This window comes from Pseudomonas sp. 10(2024) (genome assembly GCF_045164175.1).
Classification (GTDB): domain Bacteria; phylum Pseudomonadota; class Gammaproteobacteria; order Pseudomonadales; family Pseudomonadaceae; genus Aquipseudomonas; species Aquipseudomonas alloputida.
The window spans coordinates 212038-228095 of the sequence record NZ_CP174006.1 but is presented as its reverse complement, the minus strand read 5'-3'; the positions used below and the strand labels follow the sequence as shown (position 1 = coordinate 228095).

General features: G+C 63.2%; 14 protein-coding genes. 11 read left to right on the top strand and 3 right to left on the bottom strand.

Annotated features, from left to right (window positions below; all coding sequences use genetic code 11):
- Positions 1–30: 30 nt before the first annotated feature.
- On the bottom strand, positions 31–963 hold the full coding sequence (gene epsC / locus ACI7M0_RS00950; protein WP_003255846.1) for a serine O-acetyltransferase EpsC: 933 nt from the start codon (positions 961–963) through the stop codon (positions 31–33).
- Positions 964–1272: 309 nt separating this feature from the next.
- On the opposite strand from epsC, the gene tcyJ reads away from it, so the two are divergent.
- From tcyJ to ACI7M0_RS00905, 9 genes are all read left to right on the top strand, one after another.
- Positions 1273–2067 carry a cystine ABC transporter substrate-binding protein gene (gene tcyJ, locus ACI7M0_RS00945; protein WP_003255847.1) on the top strand — a complete coding sequence of 265 codons (795 nt, stop codon included), beginning with the start codon at positions 1273–1275 and terminating at the stop codon, positions 2065–2067.
- Positions 2064–2732, top strand: a complete 669-nt coding sequence (tcyL, locus tag ACI7M0_RS00940; protein ID WP_003255849.1) for a cystine ABC transporter permease — start codon at positions 2064–2066, stop codon at positions 2730–2732. Before tcyJ ends, tcyL begins: the two co-directional genes overlap by 4 nt.
- Before the next feature lie 2 nt (positions 2733–2734).
- Complete coding sequence (gene tcyN, locus ACI7M0_RS00935; protein WP_010951607.1) at positions 2735–3493, top strand: L-cystine ABC transporter ATP-binding protein TcyN; 759 nt, start codon at positions 2735–2737, stop codon at positions 3491–3493.
- Between the two features lie 315 nt (positions 3494–3808).
- Complete coding sequence (locus ACI7M0_RS00930; protein ID WP_129932968.1) at positions 3809–5050, top strand: SfnB family sulfur acquisition oxidoreductase; 1242 nt, start codon at positions 3809–3811, stop codon at positions 5048–5050.
- A 141-nt stretch (positions 5051–5191) separates the two neighbouring features.
- The gene (locus ACI7M0_RS00925; RefSeq protein ID WP_104960588.1) at positions 5192–6373 is read left to right on the top strand and encodes an SfnB family sulfur acquisition oxidoreductase; all 1182 of its coding nucleotides are present in this window, start codon (positions 5192–5194) and stop codon (positions 6371–6373) included.
- Positions 6373–7758 carry an LLM class flavin-dependent oxidoreductase gene (locus ACI7M0_RS00920; protein WP_054889040.1) on the top strand — a complete coding sequence of 462 codons (1386 nt, stop codon included), beginning with the start codon at positions 6373–6375 and terminating at the stop codon, positions 7756–7758. The genes ACI7M0_RS00925 and ACI7M0_RS00920 overlap by 1 nt, the downstream gene beginning before the upstream one ends.
- Entirely contained in the window at positions 7751–8551 is an 801-nt protein-coding gene (locus ACI7M0_RS00915; protein ID WP_129932967.1) for a MetQ/NlpA family ABC transporter substrate-binding protein, read from the top strand. Before ACI7M0_RS00920 ends, ACI7M0_RS00915 begins: the two co-directional genes overlap by 8 nt.
- A gap of 1 nt (position 8552) precedes the next feature.
- Complete coding sequence (locus tag ACI7M0_RS00910; RefSeq protein WP_129932966.1) at positions 8553–9662, top strand: methionine ABC transporter ATP-binding protein; 1110 nt, start codon at positions 8553–8555, stop codon at positions 9660–9662.
- Positions 9652–10296 carry a methionine ABC transporter permease gene (locus tag ACI7M0_RS00905; RefSeq protein WP_010951601.1) on the top strand — a complete coding sequence of 215 codons (645 nt, stop codon included), beginning with the start codon at positions 9652–9654 and terminating at the stop codon, positions 10294–10296. Before ACI7M0_RS00910 ends, ACI7M0_RS00905 begins: the two co-directional genes overlap by 11 nt.
- A 28-nt stretch (positions 10297–10324) precedes the next feature.
- On the opposite strand, the gene dibA is transcribed toward ACI7M0_RS00905, so the two are convergent.
- On the bottom strand, positions 10325–12220 hold the full coding sequence (gene dibA / locus ACI7M0_RS00900; protein ID WP_129932965.1) for a phosphodiesterase DibA: 1896 nt from the start codon (positions 12218–12220) through the stop codon (positions 10325–10327).
- A gap of 146 nt (positions 12221–12366) precedes the next feature.
- Between dibA and desA the strand changes: the two genes are divergently transcribed.
- Positions 12367–13551: a delta-9 fatty acid desaturase DesA gene (gene desA, locus ACI7M0_RS00895; protein ID WP_010951599.1), complete on the top strand. Its 1185-nt coding sequence runs from the start codon at positions 12367–12369 to the stop codon at positions 13549–13551.
- Between the two features lie 99 nt (positions 13552–13650).
- Positions 13651–14679, top strand: coding sequence for a sensor domain-containing diguanylate cyclase (locus ACI7M0_RS00890; RefSeq protein WP_064491760.1), 1029 nt, complete (start codon positions 13651–13653; stop codon positions 14677–14679).
- A gap of 89 nt (positions 14680–14768) precedes the next feature.
- Here ACI7M0_RS00890 and ACI7M0_RS00885 read toward each other — a convergent pair whose 3' ends face one another.
- A complete protein-coding gene (locus ACI7M0_RS00885; protein WP_129971891.1) occupies positions 14769–16028 on the bottom strand; it encodes a response regulator in 1260 nt (419 codons plus the stop codon).
- Positions 16029–16058: the final 30 nt, after the last annotated feature.

Sequence of the window (16058 nt, the reverse complement as noted above, 5' to 3'; positions counted from 1 at the left end):
GAGGCCAGCACAGGCAATTTCAATGCGGGATCAGTTCTTGTCCTGGCAATCCAGCTGCAGGTTGGCCTGAGTAATGTTGCTTTCAGCCGGCACACTGCGAGTCAGCCACACATTACCGCCAATGGTCGAACCCTTGCCGATGGTAATACGCCCCAGCACCGTGGCCCCGGCATAGATCACCACATCGTCCTCGACGATCGGGTGGCGTGGCAGGCCTTTATGCAGCGTACCCGACTCATCGCTGGGGAAACGCTTGGCGCCCAGGGTCACCGCCTGGTAGATGCGCACGCGCTCGCCGATGATCGCGGTTTCACCAATCACCACACCCGTACCATGATCGATGAAGAAGCTCGGGCCGATCTGCGCCCCGGGGTGAATGTCGATACCGGTGGCCGAATGCGCCAGCTCCGAACTGATCCGCGCCAGCAGCGGCAGCCCGGCCTTGTAAAGGTGGTGAGCCAGCCGGTGGTGGATGATCGCCAGGATGCCCGGGTAGCACAGCAGCACTTCATCGACGCTGCGCGCTGCTGGGTCGCCGTGGTAGGCGGCCAGCACATCGGTGTCGAGCAGAACGCGCAGTTCCGGCAGCGCAGCTGCAAAGCCCTGGATCAGGCTCAGCGCACGGGCGTCGACGCCCGCCAGCTCAGCCTTGCTTTGCCGTGCCGCGTAGCGAAGTTCAAGACGAGCCTGGGCCAGCAAGGCGGTCAGCGCGGCATCCAGGGTATGGCCGACGTAGAAGTCTTCACTTTCTTCGCGCAGGTCGACTGGCCCCAGGCGCATGGGGAACAGCGCCCCGCACAGTTGCTCCAGAATCTGCCGCATCGCTTCGCGCGACGGCAGCTCGCGCCCGCCCTGCTCGCCAATACTGCGGCCATTGCGGGTGCGCCATTGCTCACGGGCTCCGCGCAGGCCAGTGACAATGCTCTGCAACTGCCAATGCGCGGATGAAGGTTGTTCGCTCACGGTTTTCTCCTGCCGTATAGGCCATCTGATTTTGTTGCCAGGCCCGCGAAAGGGCCGAACCTGCGTGCATGCAATCCACTTTACGGCAAATCCGAGGCTTGGAAAAAACAACGCTTTATTCCATCCTGCGCTAAGTCAGGCATAAGCCGCGATGACGGAGTGGGTATCCTCGCCTACCCTCAAAGCAGCCGGCACCTGGCAAAAATCAAAAAAGGGAATATTAAAGTTATTTTTTAGTATTTCCCGGCCTAATCAGCCAACCCTATAGTCGCCACCTCACTACCTAGACAACAAGCGCGGGGCTCTGCCATGTCGAAATTCGCCAAACCGCTACTCAACGCCAGCCTGGCCCTCCTGCTGGGTGCCGGCCTGCTCAGTCAGGCTTTCGCTGGCGAGCAATTGAAGACCATCCAGGAAAAGGGCGTCATCAACGTCGGCCTCGAGGGCACCTACCCGCCATTCAGCTTCCAGGACGAAAACGGCAAACTGACCGGCTTCGAAGTGGAGCTGTCCGAGCTGCTGGCCAAGGAGCTGGGGGTCAAGGCCAAGATCCAGCCGACCAAGTGGGACGGCATCCTCGCCGCACTGGAATCCAAACGCCTGGATGTAGTGGTCAATCAGGTGACCATTTCCGAAGAGCGCAAGAAAAAGTACGACTTCTCCGAGCCCTACACTGTCTCCGGCATCCAGGCACTGATCCTGAAGAAGAAAGCCGAGCAGCTGAACATCAAGGGCGCACAGGACCTGGCCGGCAAAAAGGTCGGCGTAGGCCTTGGCACCAACTACGAGCAGTGGGTGAAAAAGGACGTGCCACAAGCCGATGTGCGCACCTATGAAGATGACCCAAGCAAGTTCGCTGACCTGCGCAACGGCCGCATCGACGCCATCCTGATCGACCGCCTGGCCGCGCTGGAATACGCGCAAAAAGCCAAGGACACCCAACTTGCTGGCGATGCCTTCTCGCGCCTGGAAAGCGGCGTGGCCCTGCGCAAAGGTGAGCCGGAACTGTTGGCAGCTATCAACAAGGCCATCGACAAGCTAAAAGCTGACGGCACGCTGGCCAAGCTGTCCGAGAAGTACTTCGGTGCCGATGTCACCAAATGATCGCTGAAAGCCTGCAACTCGTTGTCGACTCCGCGCCCTTCCTGCTGAAGGGCGCGGGTTATACGGTGCTGCTCAGTGTCGGCGGCATGTTCTTCGGTCTGGTGCTGGGCTTTGCCCTGGCGCTGATGCGGCTGTCGAAGATTCTGCCGCTGAACTGGCTGGCGCGGGTCTACGTGTCGTTCTTCCGCGGCACGCCGCTGCTGGTGCAGCTGTTCGTCATCTATTTCGGCATGCCGCAAATCGGCATCGAGCTCGACCCAATCCCCGCTTCGCTGATCGGCCTGTCGCTGAACATGGCGGCCTACATCTGCGAGATCCTGCGCGCAGCGATTTCCTCGATCGACCGCGGCCAGTGGGAAGCAGCCGCCAGCATCGGCATGACCCGCGTGCAAGCCATGCGCCGGGCGATCCTGCCGCAGGCCTTGCGCACCGCGTTGCCACCGCTGGGCAACAGCTTCATCTCGCTGGTAAAGGACACCGCCCTGGCGGCGACCATCCAGGTGCCCGAGCTGTTCCGCCAAGCCCAGCTGATTACTGCGCGCACGTTCGAAGTGTTCACCATGTACGTGGCGGTCGCGGTCATCTACTGGGTGCTGTGCAGCATCCTTGCGCACTTCCAGAACCGCATGGAAGCGCGGGTCAACCAGCATGACCAGGAGCATTGAGCATGATTGAAGTCAAAGGCCTGACCAAGCGGTTCAAGGGCCAGACCGTGCTCAACGGTATCGACCTGACCGTGCAGCCCGGTGAAGTGGTGGCCATCATCGGCCCCAGTGGCTCGGGCAAAACCACCTTCCTGCGCTGCCTTAACCTGCTGGAAACCCCCGATGCCGGGCAGATCCAGATCGGCGCCATCAGCATCGATGCCAACCGACCTTTGGGCGGGCAGCAGAGTGCGATTCGCCGTCTGCGCCAGCAGGCCGGGTTCGTGTTCCAGAACTTCAACCTGTTCCCCCACCGCACCGCCCTGGAGAACGTGATCGAGGGGCCGGTGATCGTCAAGAAGACGCCTCGCGAGCAGGCCATCGAGCTTGGCCGGCGCCTGCTGGCCAAAGTCGGCCTGGCGGGCAAGGAAGACGCCTACCCACGGCGCCTGTCCGGCGGCCAGCAGCAACGCGTGGCCATCGCCCGTGCCCTGGCCATGGAACCGGAGGTAATCCTGTTCGACGAACCGACCTCGGCGCTGGACCCGGAGCTGGTCGGTGAAGTACTGGCGACCATCCGCGGCCTGGCCGAGGAAAAGCGCACCATGATCATCGTCACCCACGAGATGAGCTTTGCCCGGGACGTGGCGAACCGGGTGATCTTCTTCGACAAGGGCGTGATCGTGGAGCAGGGCGAGGCCAAGGCCCTGTTTGCAGCGCCGAAGGAAGAGCGTACGCGGCAGTTCTTGCGCAAGTTCCTCGGGACTGCGGCCTCCGAGTAAACCTGTTCCGGCCCTTTCGCGGGTAAACCCGCTCCTACAGTGCACAGATCTTGAGGCATGTGTGTAGGAGCGGGTTTACCCGCGAAGAGGCCGGCACGCCCCTAACAAATCCCCCCTTCTATAAATATTCCAAAAAGTTAGTTCATAAAATTTTTATAAATCATTAGGGTATATATACCGGACCACCGGACCAGCACACGTCTGTCGCGATCAGCTGTAGCGACATAACTATTTTGTGAGGTCAGGAATGGTCAGGATCACAATCACCCCAGTGCGTAACGCCAGGGCATTGAGTGCAGCCAAGGAGCGGCACTGATGCCCAGCCAAGCCAACACCCAATTCCATAGCGATCTCGACAGCTCGCCCCCGCTGCTGCCGGCCAAGGTACTGCGCAACGACGCCGAAGCCCTGCAAGCGGCCCGCGAGCTGGCCGAGGTCGCCCGTGAGCAAGCTGCCCGGCGCGACCAGCAACGCAAACTGCCCTGGGCCGAAATCGAACTGTTTACCCGCAGCGGTCTGGGCAGCATCACCGTACCCAAGGCCTACGGTGGCCCCGACGTGTCGTTCGCAACCGTCGCCGAAGTGTTCCGCCTGATCAGCGCCGCCGACCCCGCCCTGGGGCAGATCCCGCAGAACCAGTTCGGCATGCTGCAACTGCTGCGCCTGACGGCCAGCGAGGCGCAACAAGCGCTGATCTTCCGCAGCGTGCTCGACGGCTGGCGCATCGGCAATGCCGGGCCTGAACGTGGCACCAAGGATACCCTCACCCTCAAGGCCCGAATCACGCGCGCCGGCGACAGCTACCGCATAAGTGGCGAGAAGTTCTACTCCACCGGTGCCTTGTTCGCCCATTGGGTGGCGGTAAAAGCCCTCGACGATGAAGGCCGCCAGCGCCTGGCATTCGTGCGCCGGGGAAGCCCGGGATTGCGCATTGTCGATGACTGGTCCGGGTTCGGCCAGCGCACCACCGCCAGCGGTACCGTGCTGCTGGACCAGGTGCCGGTGGACGCGGAACTGGTGATCGACAACTGGCGCCAGCGCGATATCCCCAACATTCAGGGCGCCGCTTCGCAGCTGATCCAGGCGGCGATCGACGCCGGCATCGCCGAAGCGGCTATCGATGATGCGATCACGTTCGTGCGCGAAAAGTCCCGGCCGTGGATTGAAGCCAACGTCGACCGTGCCAGTGACGACCCTTATGTAATTGCCGACATCGGCCGCCTGAAACTCGAGCTGCACGCCGCCGAAGCGCTGCTGCGCAAAGCTGCTCGGGTACTCGACGAGGTCAATGCTGCGCCTATCGACGCAGCCAGCGCGGCACGGGCCTCGATTGCGGTGGCCGAGGCCAAGGTGCTGACCACCGAGATTGCCCTGCAGGCCAGCGAAAAGCTGTTCGAGCTGGCCGGCAGCCGCGCCACCCTTGCCGAGTTCAACCTCGACCGCCACTGGCGAAATGCCCGGGTGCACACCCTGCACGACCCGGTGCGCTGGAAGTACCACGCGGTGGGCGCTTACCACCTTAACGGCACCCTGCCTGCACGGCATTCCTGGATCTGATTTGCTGCCTTTGGGGCTGCTGCGCAGCCCTTCGCGGGCTTTCCCGCTGCCACAGGATTGTCACCGCCTGAACCGGCATCACTTTACCTGTGGGAGCGGGCAAGCCCGCGAAGGGCCACGAAGCGGCCCCCGGAGAACTCCATGACAATTGCTATCATCACCAGCGACGCCCAAGCCCTGGCCGTCGCCGAAGACATCGCCCAGCAACTGCGCCGCGACAGCGCCTTGCGCGACCGCGAGCGCCGCCTGCCGCTGGCCGAACTCGAGCTGTTCACCCGTTCCGGCCTGTGGGCCATCAGCGTGCCCAAAGCCTTCGGCGGTGCCGGCGTGTCCAACGTCACCCTGGCCAAGGTCATCGCCCGTATCGCGCAGGCCGACGGTTCGCTCGGGCAGATTCCGCAGAATCATTTCTACGGTCTGGAAGTGCTGCGGGTAAACGGCAGCCCCGAACAGCAACAGCGCCTGTACGCCGAGGTACTGGCCGGCCGCCGTTTCGGCAATGCCCTGGCCGAGCTGGGCACCAAGACCGCCCACGAGCGCACCACCCGCCTGAGCCGTGACGGCGACGGTTTCCGCATCAACGGGCGCAAGTTCTATTCCACAGGCGCCATCTATGCCCAGCGCATTCCAACCTCGGTCGTGGATGAACAAGGTATACAACAGTTGGCCTTCGTCCCGGCCGACAGCCAGGGGCTGCAGGTGATCGACGACTGGAGCGGCTTCGGCCAGCGCACCACCGGCAGCGGTTCGGTGGTGTTCGATAACGTGTACGTCAGCGCAGCCGACGTGGTGCCGTTCCAGAGCGCCTTCGAGCGCCCCACCCCGGTTGGCCCGCTGGCGCAGATCCTCCATGCCGCCATCGACACCGGCATTGCCCGCGCCGCCTATGAAGACGCCCTGCACTTCGTGCGCACCCGCAGCCGTCCGTGGGTCGACTCCGGCCTGGACAAGGCCACGGATGACCCGCTGACGCTGAAAAGCTTCGGCCATCTGGCGGTCCGCTTGCACGCGGCCGAAGCCCTGCTGGAGCGCGCAGGCGAATACCTCGACCGCGCCCGCGACGACAGCACTGCCGACAACGTGGCCGCCGCCTCCATTGCCGTGGCCGAAGCACGCGCCATCAGCACCGAAATTTCCCTCGCCGCCGGTACCACCCTGTTCGAACTGGGCGGCAGCCAGGCAACATTGGCCGAACACAACCTCGACCGCCACTGGCGCAATGCTCGCGTGCACACCCTGCACGATCCGGTGCGCTGGAAGTACCACGCCATCGGCAACTACTACCTCAACGATGCCAACCCGCCACGCCGGGGGACCATCTGATGGCCAAGCAGATTCTGCTCAATGCCTTCAACATGAACTGCATCGGGCACATCAACCACGGTCTGTGGACCCACCCACGGGACACTTCAACCCAGTACAAGACCCTGGACTACTGGACCAACCTGGCACGCCTGCTGGAGCGCGGCCTGTTCGACGGGCTTTTCATTGCCGACATCGTCGGCACCTACGACATCTACGGCCAGTCACTGGACGTCACCCTCAAGGAGTCGATCCAGCTGCCAGTCAACGACCCGCTGCTGCTGGTCTCCGCCATGGCTGCGGTCACCCGCCACCTGGGTTTTGGCCTTACCGCCAACCTCACCTACGAGGCGCCGTACCTGTTCGCCCGGCGACTTTCCACACTCGACCACCTGAGCAATGGCCGGGTGGGCTGGAACATTGTCACCGGCTACCTCGACAGCGCTGCCCGGGCCATGGGCCTGGCGCAGCAACCGGCGCATGATCGCCGCTACGACCAGGCCGATGAATACCTGCAGGTGTTGTACAAGCTGCTGGAAGGCAGCTGGGCCGATGACGCAGTGGTCGCCGACCGCGAGCATCGCGTCTATGCCACGCCCGACAAGGTGCGCAAGGTTCAGCACCAGGGCGAGTTCTACAAGGTCGAAGGCTACCACCTGTGCGAGCCCTCACCGCAGCGCACCCCGGTGCTGTTCCAGGCCGGCAGCTCGCCGCGTGGCCTGGCCTTCGCCGGCAACCATGCCGAATGCGTGTTCATCAGTGGCCAAGACAAGGCAGCCACCCGCGCCCAGGTCGACAAGGTTCGCGCGGCCGCCCAGGCCGCCGGCCGCGACCCGCAGGCAGTCAAAGTGTTCATGGGCATCACGGTGATCGTTGCGGCCACCGAGCAACTGGCCCAGGCCAAACACGCCGAGTACCTGCGCCACGCCAGCGCCGAAGCGGGCGTCGCGCACTTCGCCGCGTCCACTGGCATCGACTTCGCCGCCTATGAATTGGACGAACCCATTGCCTTCAACCAGGGCAACGCCATCCAGTCAGCCACGCGCCAGTTGCAAGACAACGCCTGGACCCGCCGGCGCCTGTTGCAACAGCACGCCCTGGGCGGCCGCTACGTAACCCTGGTCGGCGCGCCTGAACAGGTGGCCGAGCAGTTGATCGCGTGGATCGATGAAACCGGCCTGGACGGTTTCAACCTGACCCGCACCGTCACCCCGGAAAGCTTCGAGGACTTCGTCGAGCTGGTCATCCCGCAACTTCAGCAGCGTGGCCGCTACAAGACTGCCTACACCGAAGGCACCCTGCGCGAAAAACTGTTCCATACCGACCACCCGCACTTACCCGCCGACCACCCTGGCTCGGCTTACCGCTTTACCCCTACCCCGACTGGAGCCCTGCACCATGCTTGAGAAACTGTTCCGGCCCGTCGCGGCCATTGCCATCACCCTCGGCCTGTGCGCCGGTACCCTTGCTGCCGAGCCGTTGAAGATCGGCACCACCTCGGCCTTTGCCATTCCGCTGGAAGCCGCGGTTGAAGAAGCCCACAAGCAAGGCCTGGAAGTGAAGCTGATCGAGTTCAGCGACTGGATTGCGCCCAATGTCAGCCTCAACAGCGGCGACATCGACGCGAACTACTTCCAGCACATCCCGTTCCTGGAAAACGCCAAGGCTGCTGCAGGCTTCAACCTCGTGCCTTACGCCCCGGGCATCATCAACAACGTTGGCCTGTACTCGAAAAAGTACAAAAGCTTTGCCGAGCTGCCTGAAGGCGCCAGCGTGGCCATCGCCAACGACCCGATCAACAGCGGCCGTGGCCTGCTGCTGCTGGCCAAGGCCGGGTTGATCACCCTGAAGCCCGGCGTGGGCTACAAGGCCACCGAGGATGACATCGTCGCCAACCCTAAAAAGCTGAAGATCCTTCAGGTGGAGGCGGTGCAACTGGTACGAGCCTACGACGACGCCGACCTGGTGCAGGGTTACCCGGCCTACATCCGCCTGGCCAACACCTTCGATGCCACCTCGGCGTTGCTGTTCGACGGGCTGGAAAACAAGGAATACGTGATCCAGTTCGTCATTCGCCCGCAAAGCAAGGACGATCCACGCCTGGCCAAGTTCATCGACATCTACCAGCATTCGCCAGCGGTGCGCGCTGCGTTGAACAAAGCTCACGGCAAGCTCTACCAAGCCGGCTGGGAAGGCTGAAATGAGCCAGGCCAGCGCGCTCAGGGCGCCCACACCCCAAGCACTGCCGCCATTGGCCAGGGAACAGGCCCTGCGCCCCGAGGTCAATGAAGCCCACGTGCGCTTCATCGGCCTGGGCAAGACCTACCCGGGCCAGGCGCAACCGGCCTTGCAAGGCATCGACCTGAACATCCGCCATAGCGAGATCTTCGGCATCATCGGCCGCAGCGGCGCCGGTAAGTCATCACTGCTGCGCACCATCAACCGCCTGGAGCAACCCAGCCAGGGCCGCGTATTGATCGACCAAGTGGATATCGCGCCTTTCGATGAGGACCAGCTTGTGGCCCTGCGCCGGCGCATCGGCATGATCTTCCAGCACTTCAACCTGATGTCGGCCAAGACCGTGTGGCAGAACGTCGAATTGCCTTTGAAGGTCGCCGGCGTGCCCAGGGCCGAGCGCCAGCGCAAAGTGCGCGAATTGCTGGAACTGGTCGGCCTGCAGGAAAAACATCACGTGTACCCGGCGCAACTGTCCGGCGGGCAGAAACAGCGCGTGGGCATTGCCCGGGCACTGGTGCACAGCCCCGAGATCCTGCTGTGCGACGAGGCCACCTCGGCGCTGGACCCGGAAACCACCGCCTCGATCCTGGAGCTGCTGCGCGATATCAACCAGCGCCTGGGGCTGACCATCGTGCTGATCACCCACGAAATGGCGGTGATTCGCGACATCTGTCACCGGGTAGTGGTGCTGGAACGCGGCGCAGTGGTCGAGCAGGGCGAGGTCTGGCGGGTGTTTGGCTCACCCCGCCACGAGGTTACCCGCACCCTGCTCGCCCCTTTGCAGGCCAAGCTACCCGCCGCACTGCAAGCCAGCCTCCAGGCCCACCCGGCGAGCGGCAACAGCGCCGTAGTGCTGAAACTGACGGTGCTTGGCGAGCCAGAGCTGTCTGCCTTGTTCAACGACCTGGGCGGGCGTGTGCGTCTGCTGCAGGGCGGCGTGGAAACCATCGGCGAACATGCCTTGGGGCAACTCATCCTCTCGGTGCAACACTCGCCGCACGACACCCATCAATTGCTGGAACGTGCCCGCCGATGGGCCGAGGACGTGGAGGTATTGGGCCATGTGGATTGATCGCCTGCTGGAAGGCTTGCTGGATACGCTGCTGATGGTTGGGGTTTCGTCACTGATCGCCCTGCTGGTGGGTGTACCCATGGCGGTGCTGCTGGTGACCAGCGACAAGGGCGGGATCTTCGAGGCGCGGCTGCTGAACCGGGTGCTGGGCGCCTTCGTCAACCTGTTCCGCTCGATTCCGTTTCTGATCCTGATGGTTGCGCTGATTCCTTTCACCCGCCTGGTGGTGGGTACCACTTATGGTGTGTGGGCGGCAGTGGTGCCGCTGACCATTGCCGCCACACCGTTCTTTGCGCGGATTGCCGAGGTCAGCCTGCGTGAGGTCGACCATGGTCTGGTGGAAGCCGCACAGGCCATGGGCTGCCGGCGCTGGCACATCGTCTGGCATGTACTGTTGCCCGAGGCGCTGCCGGGGATCGTCGGGGGCTTCACCATTACCTTGGTGACCTTGATCAACTCGTCGGCGATGGCCGGGGCGATTGGTGCCGGCGGGCTGGGGGATATCGCCTATCGGTATGGCTACCAGCGTTTCGACAGCCAGATCATGCTGACCGTGATCGCCATGCTGGTAGCGTTAGTGGCGTTGATCCAGCTGGGCGGGGACCGCCTGGCGAAGGGTTTGAACAAGCGTTGAAATCTGAGGGCTGCTTTGCAGCCCGCTCTCAATCCCAGCGAAGATCCTCAGCCGGCACTGGCCGCCCGAACCAGTACCCTTGACCCAACTGGCACTCCTCCTGCAGCAGGAAGCTGGCCTGTTCCGCCTGCTCGATGCCCTCGGCATGCACCTGCATCCCCATGCTACGGGCCAAGGCGATGATCACCCGCACAATTGCGATGTCATCCTCATCCAGTGGCAACCCAGCTACAAACCCTTGGTCGATTTTCAGCTTCTGCACCGGCAAACGCTTGAGCCGTAGCAGTGACGAATACCCGGTGCCAAAGTCGTCGATGGCCAGGGTCACCCCCAGTTCGCGCAAGCGGTGCAGTTGCTCCAGCGCCACCTCAGGGTCTTCCATCACCGCGCTTTCGGTCACTTCCAGCTCCAGCAAGGCCGGGGCGAGGCCGGTGTCGTGCAGCACTTCGGCTACCTGCCGATACAGCTCATGCTGGCCAAACAGGCGACTGGAGATGTTCACCCCCACAAATGCCAGCTGCCGGCCTTCAGCCTGCCACTGCACCATTTGCCGGCAGGCCTGGCGCAGCACCCAGGTATCGATCTCGGCAATCAGGCCGGTGCGTTCGGCAATCGGGATGAACTCGCCCGGCGGTACCAGGCCGCGCCTGGGGTGCTGCCAGCGCACCAGCGTCTCGACCCCGACCTGTCGGCCTGATGCCAGGTCGTGTACCGGCTGGAAGTACACCCGCAGTTCATCCTGCTCCAGGGCCCGACGCAATTCAGCGGCGGTCTCGACCCGATGCTGTGCATGGGCGGTCAGCTCTTCGGTGTACAGCGCATAGCAGGCCCGCCCGTTGCTTTTGGCCTTGTACAACGCCGAGTCGGCATTGCGCAGCAACTGCTCGGCACCCAAGGCATCGCTGGGGTAAAGGCTGATTCCGACGCTGGCGCTGATGAACAGACGGTTGCCGTCGAACTGAAACGGCTCACGCATACGCTCGATGATGCACTGCGCCAGCTTGCCCGCCTGGCCGACCTGCTGGCAGTTCTCGACCAGCACGCCGAATTCGTCGCCGCCCAGACGCGCCAGGGTCACACCGTTACCCAACACCTCCCCCAGACGCTCGCCCACCAGCTTCAGCAACTGGTCGCCAATGGTATGGCCCAGGCCGTCGTTTATGCTCTGGAAGTGATCCAGGTCCAGCAGCAACAAGGCGCAACCGCGCTTGTTGGCCTGCGCCGCCGCCAATGCCTGCTCCACCCGGTCGGTAAACAGCAGGCGGTTGGGCAGGCCAGTCAGCGGGTCGTGGTGGGCCAGGTAGGCAAGCTCCTGCTCCGAATGCTTGATGGCGCTGATGTCACTGAACACCGCCACGTAATGGCTGAGCTCACCTTCGTCGTCGCGAATGGCGCAAATAGTCTGCCACTGCGGGTAGATCTCGCCGCTTTTGCGCCGATTCCAGATTTCACCGCTCCACTCGCCCTTCTCGGCCAGGGTGGCGAAAACCTCCTGGTAGAAGGCCAGGCCATGGTGGCCCGACTTGAACTTGCTCGGGCGCTGGCCGATGACCTCATCCTGCTGGTAGCCGGTGATGCGCATGAAGGCACGATTGACGTGCACGATCAGGCCTTGGCGGTCGGTCACCAGCACACCTTCGAGGGTACTGTCGAACACTGCGGCAGCCATGCGCAGCCGTTCACGGTCTTCACAACGCAAACGCGCGCCATGGCCGATGAAATTGAGCAGGCGCACGCGCGACACATAGATCAGCAAGGCACTGAGCAGCACCCAGACCACCACGTTGATCTGCCGCCCCACGGTCAGTGCCAAGGGATCGTCAGTCATGCTGTGCAGCATCACCTCCGCCAGCGCAAGCCAGAGGATCGAGAGCACCACATACAGCGCAGCCATGCGCAAGGCGTCGCGAACGGAAACAGACATGTCGGGTGGGAAAGGCCATCAAAAAGGAGTGGGCATTATAAAGGCTGAAACATGTCGTGACCTCCTATCTCAACGGTTGACTGGTTTTATTTCCCCGCCAAGGGATAATCAGCCCTTCCCCCTGCATTTCGAGGGTATTTGCACCTATGTGGTATAACGGCCTGCTCGACCTGTCGGCCTGGCAACTGGTCGGCATCACTCTGTTGATGACCCACGTGACCATTGTCAGCGTCACGGTCTACCTGCATCGCTACTCCGCGCACCGGGCCCTGGAGCTCAACGGCGCGCTCAAGCACTTCTTCCGCTTCTGGCTGTGGCTGACCACGGCGCAGAACACCCGCGAGTGGACCGCCGTCCACCGCAAGCACCACGCCAAGTGCGAAACCCCCGACGACCCGCACAGCCCGGTGTACAAGGGCCTGGGCACAGTGCTGCGCAAAGGTGCCGAGCTGTACCGTGAAGAGGCGCGCAACCCCGAAACCCTGCGCATCTATGGCAAGAACTGCCCGGATGACTGGATCGAGCGCAACCTGTACTCGCGTTACAAACTGGGCGGTATCGCACTGATGGCGGTAATCGACCTGCTGCTGTTCGGCACCATAGGCATCACCATATGGGCGGTGCAGATGATGTGGATTCCGTTCTGGGCCGCCGGTGTGGTCAACGGCCTGGGCCATGCCCTCGGCTATCGCAACTTCGAGTGCCGCGACGCCGCCACCAACCTGGTGCCCTGGGGCATCGTCATCGGCGGTGAAGAACTGCATAACAACCACCACACCTACCCCAACTCGGCCAAGCTCTCGGTCAAACGCTGGGAGTTCGACATGGGCTGGGCGTGGATCCGCCTGTTCTGCCTGCTGCGTCTGGCCAAGGTGCAGCGCGTGGCGCCCATCGCCCACCGGGTGGCCGGCAAGGCCAGCCTGGACATGGACACCGCCATGGCCATCCTCAACAACCGCTTCCAGATCATGGCCCAGTACCGCAAGCTGGTGATCGGCCCGCTGGTGAAACAGGAACTGGCCCGTGTCGACGCCTCGGTGCGTCACCGCTTCCGCCGTGCCAAACGGCTGCTGTCTCGCGAAACCAGCCTGCTGGAAGACCGCCACCACGTGCGCATCGAGTCCATGCTCGCGCACAGCCAGGCACTGAAAACCATCTACGAAAAGCGCCTGGCCCTGCAGCAGATCTGGGCGCGCACCAGTGCCAACGGCCACGACATGCTGGCAGCCATGAAAGACTGGGTACATGAGGCCGAAACCAGCGGCATCCAGGCACTGCGCGACTTCGCAGCACAACTCAAGACTTACTCGCTGCGCCCGACCGGCGCCTGACCGCCGTTGATCGGCACGCCCCGCAGCGGGGCGTGCCATTCGGAACTTCGCCCCCACCTCTCCACTCGAATCCGGAATATCGCCTGCGTGGCGGGCCGGATGCTGGCCGCACGCTTTCACGTTGAGACCTGCTCCGTGCACATGGCCAAGAACATTCCAACGATTTTCCCCGGCACCCCTCCTCCCGAAGCCGCCCAGACTTTACTGGCGTTGCTCCACGCCCAAGGAGAGGTTGCCCGCCTGAGTGAGCGTGATCAGCTGTTCAGCTCGTTGCTCGACAGCGTCAACGCTGTGCTCTGGGCCTTCGACTGGGAAACCCGTCAGGTGCTGTACGTGAGTCCAGCCTACGAGCGCATCTTCGGCCGCCCGGTCAGCCTGGTGCTAGCTGACTACAACGAATGGCGTGACAGCATCTACCCCGACGACCTCGAGTTCGCCGAACGTAGCCTGGCCCAGGTACTGCTCAAGGGCGCGGTGGAAGACCGCGAGTACCGCATCCTCAATGCCGACGGGCAACTGCGCTGGCTGAGCGACAAGTGCTACATCAACCAGCAGCACGATAGCGACCGGGTAATCATTGTCGGTATCGCCGAAGACATCACCGAGAAGAAGCAGCTTGAAGGCGAACTGCAGCGCCTGGCCACCACCGACGTGCTGACCCAGAGCAGTAACCGCAGGCACTTTTTCGAATGTGCCCAGCAAGCCTTCGACAGTGCACGTGAGGACGGTACACCGCTGGCTTTCCTGCTGTTGGATATCGACGACTTCAAACGCATCAATGACAGCTATGGCCACCAGGAAGGCGACCAGGTGCTACAACACATCGCCGACAGCGGCAAGGCCGTGCTACGCCGGGGCGACCTGTTCGGACGCATTGGCGGCGAAGAATTTGCGGCAGTGTTTCCGGGCTGCAACGCCCAGGTCGCGGAGCAGATTGCCGAGCGCTTGCAACGACAGATTCAGCACTTGAGCTTCACCCATGGCCAGCAGACGTACGGGGTGACGGTGAGCCAGGGGCTGACCGGGCTGACCGACGAGGATGTGGCGCTGGACAGCCTGTATGCGCGGGCCGATGCGGCAATGTACCGGGCCAAGCGGCAGGGCAAGAACCAGATAGTCCGCGGCTGATCAGGCGGCACGGGCACTGGCTGTGGCCGCTATTCGCGGGCCTGTGGGAGCGGGCAAGCCCGCGAAGGGCCGCAATGCGGCCCCGAATCTCAGCTGGAAACCTCGGCCTCAGCCACAGGCGGTTCTTCCTGCGGCTTTACTTCCGGGTTCTCCACTTTGCGCAACCGCCTCAGCTCCGGCAGGCCAAGCTTGAGCAGGCGCGCCGTCTTGCCGCTGGCCACCTTCTCCAGCCCCTGCCCGGCCGGCAGCCGCGATAACTGCCCAGCCAGGTTCATGGCCAGGATCTCCAGCGAGTAAACGCCACCACCCAACTGGTAGATCGCAGCGATCAGCTCGCGCAGTGCCAGCGGCAAACGCCAGCGAGTACGCAACGCCGAGCCGAATGCCGCAGCAAATTCTTCCAGCGATTGCTGCACATTGCGCTCGTCCAGATCCCCCCCGGCCAACCGCCACTCTTGCAGGCAGCGCAACACCGCCAGGTCGCCCAGGCAATGCAGCAAGCCCGCGCAGTAACAACGCCCCTCGTCCAGCTCGAGCATGCGCGCCAAGGTGCGGCCATATTCGGCAGTGTGCAGTGACAGGTCCCAGTAACGGGTCGCGTGCTCCGCCAACAGCGGGTCACTGAGGCGGGCGCTGCGCTTGAGGGTCATGCCCAGGATCAGGTTCATGCTTTGGGTACTGCCAAGCTTGTTCAGGGCCTGCAGCAACGTCTGCACCGGGGCTTCACGGTGCAATGCCGCACTATTGGCGGCAGCGATCAGCACCGCCGTAACTTGCGGATCGTTACGCACTTCCTCTTCGAGCACCCTGAGGTTCAGGCCCTGGGGGTTCAGCGCTCGATTGATCGCTACCTGCACATCGGCCAGCAGCGGCCCGCCATCGGCGGTAGCGCGACGCTGCTCAAGGTAGGCTGACAGGGTGGCCCCCGCCTGCAACGCCGGTACCGGGCAGGCGATCTCCTCGCCAACGGCCAGCAGCAACTCTTGCAGGCGCTTGCGCAGGTTATCCAGGTTCAGCGGCTTGCTCAGGTACGCCGTGGGGTGCAGGGGCAGCGCTTCGCGCACACTGGCGCTGTCATTGCGGTTACTCATGAGAATGAACGGCACCCCTGGCCCTTTGGCGCGCACCTTGCGCAGCAGGTCGAGGCCGTCGACACCGGCCAGCTCACGGGCGGCGATGATCAGGTCAGGCTTGCTGGACAAGGCACTGAGCGCCTGCGAGCCGTCCGCGCATACCTGCAGGCGGGCGTCACAGCGCACGCTGAGCAGCATCTCGCTGAGCATGTCCCGTACCCAAGGATCGCCTTCGACAATCAGTACGCTTGGTGGGGTGGGGGCTGCAGCGCTCATCGCCAACTACTCCTGAATAACCTGACACAC

What these genes read in the sequence shown, in the direction of transcription:
- ACI7M0_RS00920 (WP_054889040.1), top strand. Translation starts at nt 6,373, where the DNA reads ATGGCCAAGCAGATTCTGCTCAATGCCTTCAACATGAACTGCATCGGG.
- ACI7M0_RS00885 (WP_129971891.1), bottom strand. Translation starts at nt 16,028, where the DNA reads ATGAGCGCTGCAGCCCCCACCCCACCAAGCGTACTGATTGTCGAAGGC.
- ACI7M0_RS00930 (WP_129932968.1), top strand. Translation starts at nt 3,809, where the DNA reads ATGCCCAGCCAAGCCAACACCCAATTCCATAGCGATCTCGACAGCTCG.
- dibA (WP_129932965.1), bottom strand. Translation starts at nt 12,220, where the DNA reads ATGTCTGTTTCCGTTCGCGACGCCTTGCGCATGGCTGCGCTGTATGTG.
- ACI7M0_RS00890 (WP_064491760.1), top strand. Translation starts at nt 13,651, where the DNA reads ATGCTGGCCGCACGCTTTCACGTTGAGACCTGCTCCGTGCACATGGCC.
- ACI7M0_RS00915 (WP_129932967.1), top strand. Translation starts at nt 7,751, where the DNA reads ATGCTTGAGAAACTGTTCCGGCCCGTCGCGGCCATTGCCATCACCCTC.
- ACI7M0_RS00905 (WP_010951601.1), top strand. Translation starts at nt 9,652, where the DNA reads ATGTGGATTGATCGCCTGCTGGAAGGCTTGCTGGATACGCTGCTGATG.
- ACI7M0_RS00925 (WP_104960588.1), top strand. Translation starts at nt 5,192, where the DNA reads ATGACAATTGCTATCATCACCAGCGACGCCCAAGCCCTGGCCGTCGCC.
- tcyJ (WP_003255847.1), top strand. Translation starts at nt 1,273, where the DNA reads ATGTCGAAATTCGCCAAACCGCTACTCAACGCCAGCCTGGCCCTCCTG.
- tcyL (WP_003255849.1), top strand. Translation starts at nt 2,064, where the DNA reads ATGATCGCTGAAAGCCTGCAACTCGTTGTCGACTCCGCGCCCTTCCTG.
- desA (WP_010951599.1), top strand. Translation starts at nt 12,367, where the DNA reads ATGTGGTATAACGGCCTGCTCGACCTGTCGGCCTGGCAACTGGTCGGC.
- tcyN (WP_010951607.1), top strand. Translation starts at nt 2,735, where the DNA reads ATGATTGAAGTCAAAGGCCTGACCAAGCGGTTCAAGGGCCAGACCGTG.
- ACI7M0_RS00910 (WP_129932966.1), top strand. Translation starts at nt 8,553, where the DNA reads ATGAGCCAGGCCAGCGCGCTCAGGGCGCCCACACCCCAAGCACTGCCG.